We start from the raw sequence: 15,690 nt of genomic DNA, 5'->3' as shown, positions 1-15,690 counted from the left end.
GAGCAAAGAGGCTCGGGCTTTTTTTGCGGATGAAAATGGAATCGGCAACTTATTTTCCTTGTTCGGCAAACATCTTGGTCATCATCAGTTGATTGATCTTTGCAAAAACGGCTGCCCACTCTTGCTCGGCTTGCAGGTTAGACAGTAAGACTAATTTTTCGGAAAACATCACTTCTTCATAATTATCCGTGATCAATAAATCTGCGGCTTCCATTTGTTTGACGAAAGTCACAGAAGCTTTAGAATAAATCGAACGAATCCTCGTCTCAATCATTTGCTTTGTGCGGTATTGAATCGTCGTTTGAATATAGATCGACACGGTCGGGGGCGTATTCATCTGTGTTTCCAAATACAAGAGATGAGCCAGATAAGGCAACTGTGTCTGTTCAAAATACTCTTTATCCAAGTCAGCAAATGGATACTTTTCAACATGGGTCAGTAAAAGTGTGCAGATTGCTTCATAGGTTCTGTCTTTGGAAGGAGCATTTTCAGTCAACAGTTGGTGTTCTAGCTGCCACACTTCCAGAAGATCGATGCCGATAATGATCGATAGATTGAAGACCAGCATACAGCTACTTAATAATTTTTCGAATTCGGCGGCTTCCTGACTTGGAGCAAAGGTATCGTGCCAATCTTTGATCATTGCAGTGAAAAAGCGCACAAGATCAGTATCAGAATGTTTGATCTCTTGGATGATCGTTTGATTCTTTTCTTGGGGAACAACCCCTGGCAAAAAGACATGCAAAAAGAAATTCAAGTAAAGATACTCTGACTGAAGCATCTTTTCTGAGGCATAATCGGCACTCAAAAAAAGTGATTCGAGAATTTCTTCTGGTAAAAAACAATAGAAATTCATCAATCCCATGTATTTTTCAGGAATCGGCGGTAAATATTTTTTCTGGATCGTTCGGCTGACCACTGCTTGCCAAAATGCAGCGAGTTTATTTTTCGTCAACGGATCAAAGTGAGAAACAGCAAAGAATGCCGTAAATTCTTCGACATTTTTATGGGAAACACTCGGCAAAAGCCACAAATCAGCAGGCGCACTTTGGGTCAAGAAACTGTAGGTGAAAATACGGATATCAAGCTCTTTTCCAGCAAGAACGATGCGATTATTCAGGTCTGTTCGAATTCGGATTTGAAATTTTTCCAATAGTTGGTTGATTTTCTTGATCAACCGATACATATGCGATTGGCTGACATGCAAATCCAAACATAATTGAGTCAAGGTCATTTGCGGGCGCCCAATCAAGTAATGAATCAGGTTGTATTGTGTGGAGTTGAGCAAGTAATGATACATCAATTGTGCATAGAAAGGTTCATCATCCTCTGTTCGATCAAGAAAATACTGATTGTAATGATTTTTTGATAGAAGCAGGTGAGGTGAGAGCAGCTGCAAATCTTCATTTAAAAAATAGATATATTTTTGCAGGCTTTTTTGCGGGATATTCAAAACTTCTGACAGTTGGACCAATGTCACTCCGTTGGAATTGCAGACAACTTTGAAAATCTCTAATTTCTTTTCTTCTGCGGGAGAAATGAATTCTCGATACATAAGGGATTCTCCTTTTTGGCGTTTTTTTTACGCTAAATCTGTGAACCGTATGATAACCATGATGGATTATACTTATGATAGATGAGAATAGAATTATTATTTTTTAAGGCTGTTTTTTTGATGACCCTCGGTTTCTCATAAAAAAAAGTGAAGGAAGAGATGAAAATGAACAAAAAGGTACGAATGTTAGGTTTGGTCGGAATGGGTTTAGGAATGGCGCCCACTGCGGCAGCTGCAGCAGAAGCGAATCCAACGGCTTCAATGACGAGTCAAGCAACACTAACGATCGAACAAGGAATCTTGTCACTGGATCAGGTGACCAATTTTAACTTCGGTACAAGCAGTATCCAAGATATCGCTACCGATGAACAAGTAATTCAAACAACGTCGGATGAAGTGACATCGATCACGGATTACCGTGGACCAAATCAAGCTGGCTGGCAGTTGACTGCGCAATTATCGAAAATGACGAATGCCAGCGATAACGAGCTAGCAAATGCCAAAGTCACTTTAAATGGTTCAACGGCTTCGGGCGATGCAACGCTAGTATCGGGCACCGAATTGATGGTAGGGGCAACAGAACCTACATTGATCGCTTCTGCTAATGGGACGACCGGCTTAGCAACCAATGACTTTAACTTTTCCAATGCTTCATTAACCGTACCAAAACAAAATGTGAACAGCGGCACTTATAGTGGAACGATCACTTGGACATTATCAAACACCTATCAAGCAGAATAGCAAGGAAAGGGCGACAATGAAAAAACAAATCAAGTGCTTCGTACTCATTAGTTTCTTTATCAGTTTGTGTTGCTTTACGAAAGTCACCGGTCATGCACAGACCACACGGTTCACTGTAACCCCAGAACTTCCCCAAAATCAAGTCAGTGACGTCAGTTATTTCGACTTACTGGTAAATCATGAGACCGAACAGAATTTGACCGTTGCCCTTCATAATACAAGTTCAGAGCCGTTGACCATTAAAGCAGCAGCACTAAATAGTTATACGGCCTCTACTGGGATCATCGCGTACCAAGCAGAACAGACCGCCGAAGAGAACCAAGGAATCTCGTTTAGTCAATTGATTGAAAATCCGAGACAGACGATCCAGCTTGACCCTGGAGAAAGTCGTCAGGTCCATTTTACCCTTTCAATGAAGGCAAAAGAATTTGCAGGAGAAATACTTGGTGTGTTTGACTTTGAAGAAGAACCGGCGGAAACAACTGAAAGTCAGCAAACAAATCTGCAAGCCAACTATAAAATTCAACAAGGGGTCCGCTTGCGTCAGAATGTAGCAACCATGCCTGACCCCCAGTTGTCTTTGGTCAATTCTGAGGCGGTGGAAAGATATGGTTCTACAGCTCTCAAAAGTAGGATCCGCAATGATCAGCCCACAGCCTTTGGCAACATCACTGTCAAAACAGTGATACGTGAGCAAGATAGCGGCAACAAGGTCGGTGGGTTTTCTGCAGAGAATTTTCAAATAGCTCCGAATTCGGTTTTGGAGCTGTTTAGTGCCTTTGATCAGAACATTCTCGAACCGGGGACCTATCTATTACGGATTGAGTTGAATGCGCCTAAAGGAACATGGGTGTTTGAGGATTCGGTGGTGGTTGATCGCAAGCAAGCCAACCTTATCAACCGTCAGACAACGTTAGGTGCAGCGTATCTTCAAAAACAGTACTGGCTCTATGCAGGAGGGCTACTTCTCTTCCTGTTTGTCCTACTTCTCTTGTTCATTTTATATAGGAGACGTAAAAAAGCAGAAGCAGATGTTAGGCTGTCAGTGCAAGAAGAATCAGAATGAAGAAAGCGGAGGACAGTGATGAAAAAGTTTGGCATTATCCGATGGGGCTATGTGTTCTTTTTTAGCATTTTGCTGCTATGTGGGAAACAAGAAATCGTCCATGCTGCGGTATCTGCGCCAGATTTTCCTACGTTAGCGATTGACCATTCTCTGATCACTCCTGTGGGACAAGCGGGGTCGCCACAAGGGGAACCGGGCGTTAATTATGTTCAGATTAATGATGGAGCTACTACCAACTCCAGTGGTGGTGTCTGGTTCAATAAGCCGGTTTCTTTTACTCGCTCTTTTCGGTTAGAAATGGCATTTTGTATCGATAATACAGCAACGGACAGCGATGGGCTCGCTTTTGTGATGCAAAGCAATGGCTTAAATGCGCTGGCAGAACAAGCAGGACCGACGATTGGCGTCTGGTCAAATACAGGAGGAACGACTCCTTTAAATACGGGGGCAATCCCGCAAAGTTTTGCGATTGAATTCGATACGTTCTATAATAATGCCGGTTTGACTGGGGACGGTATGATGGATCGCGATGTTCCTTCCGGCCATCATATCGCATGGAATTTTCCCGGCTCAAATGACGCATATACCACCGATGGCTGGCTGATTATCGATAAAGTCTTAAATCATCGTGATACGGTATCAGTGAGTGATATTTCCGATGGCGTGTGGCATAGTTTTACAGTAGTTTTTGATCAGCCAACGCAAACGTTGCGTTACACCGTACCAGATTTCGGTGTTGATGTGACGGTACCTGTTGATGACACCTTCAAATCAAATTTGAACCTGACTAATAGTGCACCGGTCTATTTTGGTTTTACTGGTGCAAACGGGGGCTATGTTCAAGAAAAAGCAGTGGCGTTTGTCGATGTTGAAGGATTAGTAGAACTTGAGATGCGAACCGGTGTTTTTGAAAAAGACCCAGTCAAACTATTGTTGGATACTGGTACGACACTTTCCCAGCCAGCCACTGTCGACAATAGCAAAACCATTACTTATGCGACCTATCTCTCCTATAAAAGCACCAGTGATCTAGCTGACTTGGAATCGGGAATCTTGCTCTCATCGCTTTTTCCAGAAGGACTATCATTAGTTCCCGAGGCGGTTTATTTTGGAAAAGCCAGTGAAATCATGGTTAATGGCATGCCGGAAGGCGGAACTGCCTTACCTTTTGTCATTGAAAATGGGCAATTGGTTGCGACACTGCCTGACATGGTCAAAGGGAATGAATACATCGTTCACTTTTCCGTCAATTACACAGAAGCGCCGCTCAATCAGAATTTAGATATAGCCATCCCTGTCCAAACTGTTTTTAATGGAAATGCTTTTGTTTCCAGTATGACGTCAGGTGATCCAGAAATTCATTATTATCAAATGACTGGAATCTTTCCACCAACGCTTACAACAGGTTCGGCGTCATTGGCAGAAGCAAAAGCAGACCTGCAGATCGTGCGGCAAAAGCGCAATTCCTATATACCGATCACGATTGATGACCAAAACTCGACCCAAGCCAAAATATATGTCACGGAGTTCTTTACGGAGGATGTGACAATCACCGAAACCGATTTCTCTGAAGCAGCGTTGGTTGAACGGGGAACATTGTCGGAGCCGCTAACGGATACATTGGTGTTAGACACCGAAGAACTAGAACCAGGCACAACCTATTATCTGGCTTCCTATGTGATCGATACAGAAGGCAATCGATCGGCGACACGTTATTATGGCATTGACTTTCGAGGGATCGTGGTATTTGAGCGTGCGCCTGCTTCAATCAACGCAGCGGCAGTGACCTTGAATGAACTCGCACGATCCATCAGAGACGATGGCTTTGCTTATTTAACGATTTCTTTTGATCAAGAAGCTCTTTTGTCTGTCAGCAATACCAGCGAAGGGACCTGGCAGTTAAGTGGACAGATAAAGGATTTTATGCAAGAGCAGCAACTATTGGCAGAGGAAATTCAGTTGGTACTCTATGATCCGGTGACCAATCAGCTGGTGGCTTCTGTCACTTCTGAAGAGCAAGTGATTTTCCAGCAGGAGCCAACAGGAGCAACGGACTTAACCTTGGATCTTCAGGAATATGATTGCTACTTTCGCTTTGTCCCCAAGTTAGATTTGATTTTACCAGGTACCTATACAGGCACAGTCGACTGGCTGTTGGAGAGTACAATCATTAATGAATAGCAAAAAAAAACGCCTAGAAGGCGTTTTTTTCGTCTAAAAGTTTAAGTCGGTCCCTTTAACTTTGGCGACTTTTCGCAATTTTTAAAACTAATGATAGGCCTGCTAAAGCAAAACTGCCGTATTTAACGAATTTTTCCAAGGATTCTAAGGTTTGCTGTTTTTTGTGTTTGCAGTCTGGACAGTTTTTTTCATGGGCATTCATTTTTTTTCCACATTTACAATGACTCTTCATCTGTGATCCACTCCTCGTTTCGTTTTATTTTGATGACTTTCTATAATTTAATTATACATGTTGTATAAGGTTCTGTCTGAAATTATGCTGTGTAAGACGTTTGTTAAAATGAGAAAAAACCTACGTTTATTGGGGGAGGCGTAGAAGTGTGTAATTGCGAGGATATTGGCAGTTACAGAGCCCGATGGGTAGGAATCGCTATAGATAAAAAAGGAAGGAAATCTGACAATTTTCTCATTTTCGATAGGTGCTGAATCGCTTTGCTTATCAGTTTAGCAAAATTTTGCTATTGTGGAGTAAGATTAGGGGACAAGAAAAGACGCTTCTCTTTTTTTTCTATATTCTATCCTTAATCTGAGAACGAAAATCACCGATAGTATGCTATATATAAGAACAAGGAGCCATCCTTGACAATGTCGAATATGGCATTTGAATGAAAGGATTGATGAAATAAGTGATTTCTTCAATAATTTATACCGATACAAAGGCTTATTTAGATAAAGTGCTAGACCAAGCACTGTTGGATCTACTAAAATCTGATTATCCTAAAGTATATGAACACGTGCAAAACTTGATTGTTGCTATGGAACAAACGATCCAACAAATTGACAGCACAAATTTTTGGCGGTTGATGCCGGAAATTTTAGGCTATGATTCTCGTTTTGTTTTGTTGAACTCGCTGCAATTGTCAGAAGACAAACTGTTGACGGAAATCGAGATTATTCAGATGATCGAACGTGATTTTCCGAATTTGAATAAAGAATTTTGTGGCTATTCCTTAAAAGAACAAGAGCATGAGAGTTTGATCTTCAGTGTTCAATAAACACTTCTCGTAGGAATATCAAGTAGAGTAAGAAAACGACTAGCTGATCTAGTCGTTTTTTTTTATCAAGAAAAAGAATAATTAAACATGTTATTTATCATTAAAATAAAAATTATTTTGAAATTATGAATAAAATAGATTATTATTGGTATATAATCCTTTTAGTGAAAGAAAAAACAATCGAAAAAAGGAAGAGGAAAGCCAGCTGACTGAAATAGCTGCGATTGTTTTAATTTAGAAAATAAGAACCAGCCTCATCGGCATGGAAAGGAGCAATTATGGATTACTTGAGTTTTTCAAAAAAAGAGTGGGAAGTCTTAGTTTGTTTTTGGGCTGTGGATGAACCTCTGTGCTGTACAGAATTTAGTGAACGTTTCGGCTTAAACCGTAACACATCACTGTCCGTGATTCGCAAGTTAGTAAACAAAGGAGTTCTGGAGATTGCAAGTATCAAAATGAGCGGATCAGTCTTGGCTCGTCGCTTTCAGCCAGCTGTAAGTGAATTGGAGATATTACAGACAGGCCTAACCGATGACCAGATTTTTGAATTAGTGAAAATCGCCATCAGAAAAATCGAAGATCCTGAACAATTAACCCAGTTGCTAAATGTGATTGGTGAATTGAAAACTAAAGCTTCTTAAAGAATACTCGTTTGCATGATAAAAAAATGATCCGCTGTGAAAACAGCGGATCATTTTTCTTGTTCTTGAAATCTTTGTACCATTTTTGTCGTCAATTGATGGAGCACGGACAGTTCTTCCGGTTCAAGAGGCAAGAATTCGGTCACTTTGTAGGGGATCTCTAACGCTTGTTCATGAAGCGCTTTGCCTGAGTCAGTCAATGTGACCCTCAAAGAACGTTCATCGTCTTGATTTCGATTTCTTACTAGGTAGCCTTTTGCTTCAAGCTTTTTTAAAACCGGTGTCAGTGTGCCAGAATCGAGACATAATTGCTTCCCCAATGCTTTGACACTGATCGCTTCATCTTCCCATAACACTAACATCACTAAATATTGGGTATAGGTCAAATTCAACGGGTCCAGTAAGTCTTTGTACTGTTTGATAATTTCTTTTGAAGCGGCGTATAGAGGAAAACACAATTGGTTTTCTAACGCTAAGACATTCATGTTTTCACCCCTTTTTCTAATATCCGCCTCTTATCATAGCTGTTTTTTCAACGAAAGTCTACTCGCTAACGGCTTTGACAGTCACTTCAATGTTGCCAGCTGTGGCTTTTGAATAAGGACATACGGTATGAGCGATCTCAAGCAATTCTTGTGTTTCTTCTGTTGACAATCCTTCGATTTGACCTTCGATCTCAACACCCAAGACAAAACTGGATTCGCTTTCTGCGTATAAGGTCACTTGTGCGCTCACCGTAGAAGCACCATCGATTCCTTTGCTGCTTTTCACCAATTCAAGGGCACTGTTGAAGCAAGCACTAAAACCAGCCGCAAAAAGTTGTTCTGGATTGGTAGCATTTTCGACACGTTTGCCAGGTGCAGTGATGTTTAGCTCAAATGAATGATCGGGACTGTGTACTTCTCCTGAACGGCCACCAGTGTTGATAATTTTAGTCGAATACATTTTTTTCATCATTTCTTCACTCCTGATTTTTATATTTTGTACAATTAAATTGTATGCAATTTAATTGAAAAATGCAAGGAATTGGTTTTCGTTCTATGTTTTTTTTCTAAAAAAAACCGGAATCAGCATAAGTTTACTGTTCTCTTGGGTGAAACGTGCTATCATAGTTAGTAACACTTGTAATAGATTAACAAATGAGTTTGAAGCTTCAAATTTACTGCATGAAGGCAAAGAGGGTGAAAATCATCGTAGATTATATGGAAAAACGAGCGGTAGGGCGCTATTTTCGATCGTTGACGGATCATTATTCAGGCTATATACGGCTTTATGGCACCTATACAGAATATCGGGTGATTGCAGGGATTCCTGCTGAAAATGTCATGTTAGAGATTATCGGGGTTGAAAACGGTGTCTTATTGACCCGTGTAAACAATACATTATTTGAAAATGGAAGAGGGTTTTTACAATGATCATTATCCAAATTATTTTAGTTATTTTAGTATTAGTGATTCTGATTTGGCTGATTGCAAGCACTGCTGTGATCGTTCGTCAAGGGGAAGTCAAAGTTGTCGAAAGTTTTGGGAAGTACGTTCGAACGTTGGAACCAGGGCTTCATTTTCTTGTTCCGATTTTGTATACAGTTAGAGAAAGAGTGTCCTTGAAACAGATTCCTTTGGAGATCGAACCCCAAAGTGCAATCACAAAAGATAATGTAATCGTTCAAATTGATGAAGCAATCAAATACCATGTCACAGATGTGCGTGCCTTTGTCTACGAAAATGAAAACTCCGTTGTTTCAATGATCCAAGATGCCCAATCGAACTTGCGGGGAATCATCGGGAAAATGGATTTAAATGAAGTTTTAAATGGGACTGAAGAAATCAACGTAGCATTGTTTACTTCAATCAAAGATATCACGGCAGGCTATGGGTTAGCGATCGACCGAATCAACATTGGGGAAATCAAAGTTTCGCAAGAAATCATTGAATCAATGAACAAATTGATCACTGCCTCTAGAGACAAAGAATCGATGATCACAAGAGCCCAAGGTGAGAAATCTTCTTCAGTCTTGAGTGCAGAAGCCAAAGCTTCTCAAATGACGATCGACGCCGAAGCCCGAGCGGAACAAACTCAAATCGATGCCGAGGCGCGGGCAAAGCGTGTACGGATTGATGCCGAGGCGGAAGCAGAACGAATCGCGAAAATCACTGAAGCTGAACGCAAACGGATTTTAGCCATCAATGAAGCAATCAAAGAAAGCCAGCTCGACGAGCGCTCACTATCATATCTAGGGATCGAAGCCTTCAGAGATGTGGTGAATAGCAATACCAATACGGTCATTCTGCCATCAAATATGACGGAACTGGGAAATATTCCAGTCGTCAAACAACTTTGGGAAAATGCACCATCTAAATCGGCTGAATAAGTTAAGCACAACAATTGAAAAAGGTTCCCATACTCCGAGAAGAAAGAGGAGTATGGGAACCTTTTTTACTTCGTTTTTTCCGCCGATTGATTATCGACGATCAAGAGGGCCATCATGACATACCCGATCCAACTATCCCGAGAGTATAAAATGTAGCGAGGGGACCAAGAAGCGGCATATTTCTGTTTGTATTCGCGTAACCCTTCAAAAGAATAGAAACGAGAACCAAAGGTGTAAACGAGATAGGCGATCCGCTCTTGCAAGAAACTGCTGCGGAAAGTACCAACGTTGGCTAATGGTGCCATGCCTAAATCAAATTGTTGGTAGCCTTGTTCTTTAAAATAGTCGAATAGCTGAATAAACAAGAAATCCATCGTTCCATTCGGCGCTTTTTCAGGATCGTGGCGCATCAAATCAATGGATGCTAGGCCTGTTTGATAGGTGGGCATAAAGGAAGCGAATGCGACGATCTCCTGTTGCTGATTACGGACGACAGCAATTGGTGCGGTGCTTAGATAGGATTCTGAAAAGAACCCAAGGGAGAACCCTTTTTCTTTCCGTCCATCTAGCCAGTTGTCAGAAATTTCCTTAAGCGTTGCAAATGTTTCGGCTGAAAAGGGAGGGGTGAGCACATCAAAAGTAAAGCCTTCTTTAGTGATCTTATTGTTCAATGCCCGCTGTCCCTTCATTTTCTTTCCTGAGAGGGTGAAGCTAGGTAGATCCACATAAGCTTTCTCACCGAATTTGATAAAGTCATACCCAAATTCATGCAGCAGCATCACCATTTCTTCACTACTTTCATAAAAGACCGGCAGATAATTCCATTGATCCATTTCTGTTAAGAAAGTTTCCAGTGCCTGTGGAAAGTCTGCTTGCTTCCCAGAAGGATCCCCCATGACTAAACATTTGTTATTAAAGGTCGTAAATTGAAAAAAGACCGTCGGCTCGCCAATTTCTGGATACACGTATACTTTCTTGTCTTTTAGATACACCAGATGGCTGTCGCTGTTGCCACCGTAAGTATTTAAAACATGTTTCACTTTGTCAGTGGCAGCACTGACGCCTAATTGGTGTTTTGGTCCCATCAAGTACCGGGCAAACAGCAACATCGCAATGGCGACGAATAAAATCGCAACGAACCCTTGCAGCCATAATTTTTCAGAAGGGAAAAGCAAAAAATCCATCGAATGGTGATGCGTTGGATGCCGATTGATATGAGGCATATTGTAGACCCCGATAATGACATAGAGGATCGTCAACGAACCAATTAACAAACCATCGATCGTCAGCCATTCCCACGAGAAGACGAGTTGTTTACGGAACAACTCGCTTTTTGAAAAAATCATGATTGCTAATAATAATAGAAGAAACAGCATGGTCGAAAAACGGAAGCCAGCAAAAATAGCATAACTGATTGTTGCTACAATCAACAAAAGCGTCGGCACGTACGCGCGACTGACACGGGCAGATATCCCTCGACCGGCAATTAAAAAGAGGTAACCGAGAAAAATACTCGGGTACTGCATCACAAAATTCAAGCGAATCGGATTGAGGTGGGCTAACCATTTGATTTGATCAAAGGCTTCTGGAATCGTGGCGGAGAGCACCAACATCGTTCCCGTCAAATAAAGCAGCAACACTTCGATCTTATGGAATACCTCCAACAATAAGCTTTTGGGGATACCAGAAAAGCGCTGGTTGAGGGAGACGCCGACATTTTTTGAGAAAAAAAGCAAACCGATCAAAAAGGGAATGATGTAATAAAACAGGCGGAAAAGCAACAGCCAAGCAATGACACTTTCACGGGGAATCTGCAGTGAGCCCATTCCCATGATCATCATTACATCAAAGGTTCCAAGTTCTCCGGGAATCATCGAAACGATCCCAATCACGGAGGCAGCGATGAAAAGTGGCAACAATTGAAACACATCCACCGAGATGCCCATCAAGAGACCAGTCGTAAAGAAGGCTGCAAAAACACCTAGCCATTCTAATAAGGAAGCGGCGATCAACTGCAGACGATCACGCCGTTGCAGTCCACCTAAGTAAGCATTTTTTTTGGAAAAACTAAGGGCATAGACAACTGGAAAATAAAGACTACCGCCTAAAAGCCAGATCCAATACTGTTGCAGATAATCTGTCGTTGGACCAAATAAGACGAAGGCTAGTGCAGCAAGGGATAAAATCGAAAGACCAGACATCAGGTAAATAAAAATCTTCGAAATTGCTTGGGCAACTTCTTTGCCTTTTTTTCCTTTGCCGTAAAATTCCGAGCGTAATCCGATGCTGATGAAGCCGCCGAAGCCGATTAAGTTGTTCATAGTGTTGATGATCCAGCTGGTTTCCAGCAAATAACGGCGATCAGGTTTGTCCCCTAATAGGCGGTTCAAGACAATGTCATATAAGACCATTGGCAAGACACATAATAACCCAATGACAGCCATTAATGCCACTCGCCAAAGTGCCAGTTGCGCAAACAACTCTTTTAATTGATCAATGGAGATCGTCTTGCTTAATGAAAGCAGTTCGCCCAACACGATCACGGCTACTGCAATCAAGAAGAGTGTTTTAAACAGTGAGCGGTGGTCGCGGAGCCAAGTAAAGATTCTCATAGTTATTCACCGACCTTTTCTAAAAAAGATAATACTTTCGTGTTAAATACCTCTGGATTCTTTCGTGCAAAACTATGTCCTTGTCCTTTGACGACGATAAAATTGGACTGAGGGATACTGTTTGCAATATAAAAAGAATGGGAAAGTTTGATCGAATCACGTTTGCCGACCAAAATCAATGTCGGCACACTGAGGTGATTCAAATCGGCTGTAGATAAACCGATTGGACGAAACAACAATCCCAAAATAGGGAGAAAGCCCCGCATTCCTTTTGAGAATGGGGAACAAAGCCAAACGATCAGATATTGCAAGACACTCCCCATTCGAGAAAAGAGTCTAACTCCCCGTGGCTCAGTATTGCCCGAGTTTAAAATCATACAACTAACATACTCAGGGTAAAGATGACAAAAGACCATTGCTAGATTAGCCCCATCACTAAATCCTAATAGGGCGATTTTAGACAAATTTTCTTGCTGAATGATTGCTAAAAGATCCGTGGCCATTTTAAAAAAATCGATCTTTTTCTGTGTGTTAGTGGACTTGCCATGCCCACGGCTATCGATTAAGTACAATTGATGTTTTTGTCGCAATGCGTCGACCTGCTTTGAGAAATAGGCACTGCTACCGCCGTTTCCGTGCAATAAAAAAAGAGGGCATCCTGAACCGGTTTTTTCATAATAGAGGACAGACCCATCCGGTAAGGGTGCGTAACATTTTTCAACTTCCATTTTTTCACCTACTTTCTAAGAGTATACCTTGAAGTCAGTAGCTATCACAAACATATCACTAGATAAAATGAGAAAAAATAACATTCTACTCATTTTTTCTTTAGCAGATATTTAGGAAAAGGCTTTTTTCTTTACAATGTAAATAAAAATAATCGGCTAAGTTAATTAATTTGTTTTCAGAAAATTCTTTACAAACACGTATTCGTTGACTATAATCGAACTAACTAATTGAGAATGATTTTCATTTATGAGAGGGAGGCTAGCCAATGACCACTATAGCAGATGTTCTGATTATCGGAGGAGGGCCCACGGGGCTCTATGCGAGTTTTTATGCTGGATTACGTGATCTATCGGTCGTATTGTTTGAAGCACAAGCCGAATTAGGCGGGAAGATCAATTTTTATCCTGAAAAAATGGTCTGGGATGTGGGTGCATTGCCGCCAACCAAGGGGAAGAAAGTCAAAGAACACTTGATTGAACAGGCTAAGTTGTTTGATCCAACGATCTATCTGAAAACGAAAATCATCGAATTGACCAAGGAAGACGATCTTTTTTATGCAGTGGATGACCAAGGGAGGACCCATGTTGGACGCACCGTTTTAGTTTGTATTGGCGGCGGTGTCGTTTCTCCGCAAAAATTGCCTTGTTTCATCCATAATAATGTCGACAACTATATCCACTATCAGTTTCCTGACCAGCAAGCGATCCAAGGCAAACATCTTGTGATCTCTGGCGGCGGGGATGCAGCAGTTGATTATGCGATTGAAGCGGCGTCTTATGGGGCAAAAGTTTCGCTTTGTTATCGGGGCGAGAAATTGAAGGCCCATGAAGCACAAGTAAAGAAGATGAAAGCAGAAGGGATTCAAGTGCTGATGAATCACACGATTGACGGGGTGAATCAAGCCGAAACCTTCAATATGGTTCTAAGATTAAAAAACAGTGCTAACCAAGAAACGATCGATTTTTTATGCGATCATTTGTTGATCCAACATGGCTATGACCGGGACAGTGCCTTGTTAGATAAAGTTTCCTTTGATCTCGCACGTCATGAAGATTTTTATTTGAACTGTGAGATTCCAACAAAAACCAGCCATCCCGGTGTGTTTGCAGCTGGTGACATCCATTACTTCAAAGGCAAAGTGAATCTTTTGGCAGGCGCCTTTCAAGATGCTGCGCAAGCAGTTATCCAGATCAAACAGTATTTAGAGCCCGCTAGTGTCCCACAAGCGATGGTTTCTTCCCATAACGAGAAATTTAGTGAAAGAAATCGACAGCTGCTGGTGAACGAGTAGCAGCGATTCTTTGTGAAAGAAAAAAAGCAAAAAACAGGATTCCCTTGGGAGTCCTGTTTTTTTGGTAGCCTCAGAACAGAAATTCGTTTCACTAGAAGTGAATGTTTGCCACTCCTAAAAAATAAAATCTCTCAAATAAATGATGCAATTGATGAAAATTTCAGCTATTATTTTCAAGTTGACTAATTGGAGGGGATGACATGAATCAAACAAGATATGCAGAATTAAAACAAGCAGAAAGAGGCGCTATCTTAAGTATCGTTGCCTACATTTTTGTTTCCATCGCCAAACTAGTTATTGGTCGTTTGGCAAACTCTGAAGGATTATGGGCGGATGGATTAAACAATGCGACGGATATCGTAGCGTCTATCGCTGTTTTGATCGGTTTGCGTTTGGCTCAAAAGCCAGCAGATGAAGACCATAAATATGGTCATTGGAAAGCAGAAAATGTGGCGAGTCTCGTAACATCCTTGATTATGCTGGCGGTCGGTCTGCAGGTTTTATGGTCCTCCATTCAAACGATTCTACTCGGTGAAACGCAAAGTCCCGATATGATTGCGGCACTCGTCGGTATCATTTCAGCTATTTTGATGTATGGCATGTATTACTACAATAAGCGATTATCCGCTCGCGTAAAAAGCTCCGCCTTGCTAGCAGCTGCTAAAGACAACCGCAGCGATGCGTGGACAAGTATTGGAACGGCGATCGCTATTTTTGCCGCCTCATTTGGTATCGGTTGGTTAGACAGTTTGACTGCGATCGTGGTAGCTCTTTTGATTATCAAAACCGCCGTTGATATTTTTCGCGAGAGTGCCTTTTCACTTTCTGATGGGTTTGATGAATCGTTAGTCGTGGAGTATGAAGCGGCAATCGCTGGTTTTTCTGAAGTGAAATCTGTTAAATCGATTCGAGGAAGAATGTATGGTGCCAATGTTTTTCTCGATGTCGTCGTGACGATGGACAAATCTTTGACGGTTGAAAAGAGTCATAACGTGGCAGATGCTATTGAAGATCTCTTAGCTGATCGTTTTCAGGTGTTTGATACTGACATCCACATTGAGCCAGCTACCGAATAAATTTTCTGGCAAAACCTTGGTAGGACAAGGATGTAAACCACCCGTTTCCTGTTTGTAAACTGAAAAGTTCTTACGGAACCTGCTCATTCATGGCAAACTAGAGGTAACAAAGGAAGAAAGTAGGGAGCCCTATGAATAATAAGCAGGTAGTAGAAAATGAATTAGTTATTTCTTTAGATAAAATGGATGAAACAGAAATGATGGCAATTTGCCAACAATATATTGCGGCTATCGATGATAGCCAAGTCCTCTTCGCTTTACTGAAAAAAGTTCAAGCCTCTAAAGCAGCAGTAAGCAAATAAAAAAAACCGGCATCTTATGCATTGATGTTCCCCACAGCGAAAGCGAAAGGAGCATTGATCAACAGGAAAA

At 41.4% G+C, this 15,690-nt stretch carries 17 protein-coding genes; 11 read left to right on the top strand and 6 right to left on the bottom strand.

The window, feature by feature from the left end; translation table 11 throughout:
- Nucleotides 1–49 precede the first annotated feature (49 nt).
- Nucleotides 50–1,555, bottom strand: a complete 1,506-nt coding sequence (locus A5882_RS15775) for a helix-turn-helix domain-containing protein (RefSeq protein ID WP_086373085.1) — start codon at nucleotides 1,553–1,555, stop codon at nucleotides 50–52.
- A 165-nt stretch (nucleotides 1,556–1,720) separates the two neighbouring features.
- On the opposite strand from A5882_RS15775, the gene A5882_RS15770 reads away from it, so the two are divergent.
- From A5882_RS15770 to A5882_RS15760, 3 genes are read left to right on the top strand one after another with little or no spacing between them, the layout of a single operon-like run.
- On the top strand, nucleotides 1,721–2,296 hold the full coding sequence (locus A5882_RS15770; RefSeq protein WP_008378634.1) for a WxL domain-containing protein: 576 nt from the start codon (nucleotides 1,721–1,723) through the stop codon (nucleotides 2,294–2,296).
- Nucleotides 2,297–2,312: 16 nt separating this feature from the next.
- Complete coding sequence (locus A5882_RS15765; RefSeq protein ID WP_086373084.1) at nucleotides 2,313–3,362, top strand: DUF916 and DUF3324 domain-containing protein; 1,050 nt, start codon at nucleotides 2,313–2,315, stop codon at nucleotides 3,360–3,362.
- Nucleotides 3,363–3,380: 18 nt separating this feature from the next.
- Nucleotides 3,381–5,543, top strand: coding sequence for a legume lectins beta domain protein (locus tag A5882_RS15760; RefSeq protein WP_061054298.1), 2,163 nt, complete (start codon nucleotides 3,381–3,383; stop codon nucleotides 5,541–5,543).
- A 55-nt stretch (nucleotides 5,544–5,598) separates the two neighbouring features.
- Here the strand turns inward: A5882_RS15760 and A5882_RS15755 are convergent, their stop codons facing one another.
- A complete protein-coding gene (locus tag A5882_RS15755; protein WP_086373083.1) occupies nucleotides 5,599–5,775 on the bottom strand; it encodes an acetyl-CoA carboxylase in 177 nt (58 codons plus the stop codon).
- Nucleotides 5,776–6,229: 454 nt separating this feature from the next.
- On the opposite strand from A5882_RS15755, the gene A5882_RS15750 reads away from it, so the two are divergent.
- Together A5882_RS15750 and A5882_RS15745 are read left to right on the top strand one after the other, a co-directional pair.
- Nucleotides 6,230–6,598 carry a hypothetical protein gene (locus A5882_RS15750; RefSeq protein WP_005235188.1) on the top strand — a complete coding sequence of 123 codons (369 nt, stop codon included), beginning with the start codon at nucleotides 6,230–6,232 and terminating at the stop codon, nucleotides 6,596–6,598.
- 278 nt (nucleotides 6,599–6,876) lie between these two features.
- Nucleotides 6,877–7,239 (top strand): hypothetical protein, encoded by a 363-nt coding sequence (locus A5882_RS15745; RefSeq protein ID WP_008378626.1) that lies wholly within the window; start codon nucleotides 6,877–6,879, stop codon nucleotides 7,237–7,239.
- A gap of 50 nt (nucleotides 7,240–7,289) precedes the next feature.
- Here the strand turns inward: A5882_RS15745 and A5882_RS15740 are convergent, their stop codons facing one another.
- Complete coding sequence (locus tag A5882_RS15740; protein WP_086373082.1) at nucleotides 7,290–7,724, bottom strand: MarR family winged helix-turn-helix transcriptional regulator; 435 nt, start codon at nucleotides 7,722–7,724, stop codon at nucleotides 7,290–7,292.
- Nucleotides 7,725–7,782: 58 nt separating this feature from the next.
- Nucleotides 7,783–8,193, bottom strand: a complete 411-nt coding sequence (locus A5882_RS15735; RefSeq protein ID WP_086373212.1) for an Ohr family peroxiredoxin — start codon at nucleotides 8,191–8,193, stop codon at nucleotides 7,783–7,785.
- A gap of 185 nt (nucleotides 8,194–8,378) precedes the next feature.
- Here A5882_RS15735 and A5882_RS15730 point away from each other — a divergent pair, with 185 nt between their 5' ends.
- Nucleotides 8,379–8,654, top strand: a complete 276-nt coding sequence (locus tag A5882_RS15730; protein ID WP_016620494.1) for a hypothetical protein — start codon at nucleotides 8,379–8,381, stop codon at nucleotides 8,652–8,654.
- Nucleotides 8,651–9,610, top strand: a complete 960-nt coding sequence (locus A5882_RS15725) for an SPFH domain-containing protein (RefSeq protein ID WP_005235198.1) — start codon at nucleotides 8,651–8,653, stop codon at nucleotides 9,608–9,610. Before A5882_RS15730 ends, A5882_RS15725 begins: the two co-directional genes overlap by 4 nt.
- Nucleotides 9,611–9,675: 65 nt before the next feature.
- Here A5882_RS15725 and mprF read toward each other — a convergent pair whose 3' ends face one another.
- Both mprF and A5882_RS15715 read right to left on the bottom strand, forming a co-directional pair.
- Nucleotides 9,676–12,222, bottom strand: coding sequence for a bifunctional lysylphosphatidylglycerol flippase/synthetase MprF (gene mprF, locus A5882_RS15720; protein WP_086373081.1), 2,547 nt, complete (start codon nucleotides 12,220–12,222; stop codon nucleotides 9,676–9,678).
- A 2-nt stretch (nucleotides 12,223–12,224) separates the two neighbouring features.
- On the bottom strand, nucleotides 12,225–12,950 hold the full coding sequence (locus A5882_RS15715; RefSeq protein ID WP_008378615.1) for an alpha/beta fold hydrolase: 726 nt from the start codon (nucleotides 12,948–12,950) through the stop codon (nucleotides 12,225–12,227).
- Nucleotides 12,951–13,216: 266 nt separating this feature from the next.
- Here A5882_RS15715 and A5882_RS15710 point away from each other — a divergent pair, with 266 nt between their 5' ends.
- The 4 genes from A5882_RS15710 to A5882_RS19880 all read left to right on the top strand — a co-directional run bounded on the left by A5882_RS15710 (nucleotide 13,217) and on the right by A5882_RS19880 (nucleotide 15,620).
- Nucleotides 13,217–14,242: an NAD(P)/FAD-dependent oxidoreductase gene (locus A5882_RS15710; protein ID WP_086373080.1), complete on the top strand. Its 1,026-nt coding sequence runs from the start codon at nucleotides 13,217–13,219 to the stop codon at nucleotides 14,240–14,242.
- Nucleotides 14,243–14,254: 12 nt separating this feature from the next.
- Nucleotides 14,255–14,428 (top strand): hypothetical protein, encoded by a 174-nt coding sequence (locus A5882_RS20015; protein ID WP_217808280.1) that lies wholly within the window; start codon nucleotides 14,255–14,257, stop codon nucleotides 14,426–14,428.
- A gap of 14 nt (nucleotides 14,429–14,442) precedes the next feature.
- Nucleotides 14,443–15,318 (top strand): cation diffusion facilitator family transporter, encoded by an 876-nt coding sequence (locus tag A5882_RS15705; protein ID WP_086373079.1) that lies wholly within the window; start codon nucleotides 14,443–14,445, stop codon nucleotides 15,316–15,318.
- A 131-nt stretch (nucleotides 15,319–15,449) separates the two neighbouring features.
- Nucleotides 15,450–15,620: a hypothetical protein gene (locus A5882_RS19880; protein ID WP_005235207.1), complete on the top strand. Its 171-nt coding sequence runs from the start codon at nucleotides 15,450–15,452 to the stop codon at nucleotides 15,618–15,620.
- The last annotated feature ends 70 nt before the right edge of the window (nucleotides 15,621–15,690 follow it).

This window comes from Enterococcus sp. 4E1_DIV0656 (assembly GCF_002140695.1).
In the GTDB taxonomy this organism is placed as follows: Bacteria; Bacillota; Bacilli; order Lactobacillales; family Enterococcaceae; genus Enterococcus_D; species Enterococcus_D entomosocium.
This window is presented reverse-complemented; position numbering and strand designations above follow the sequence as displayed.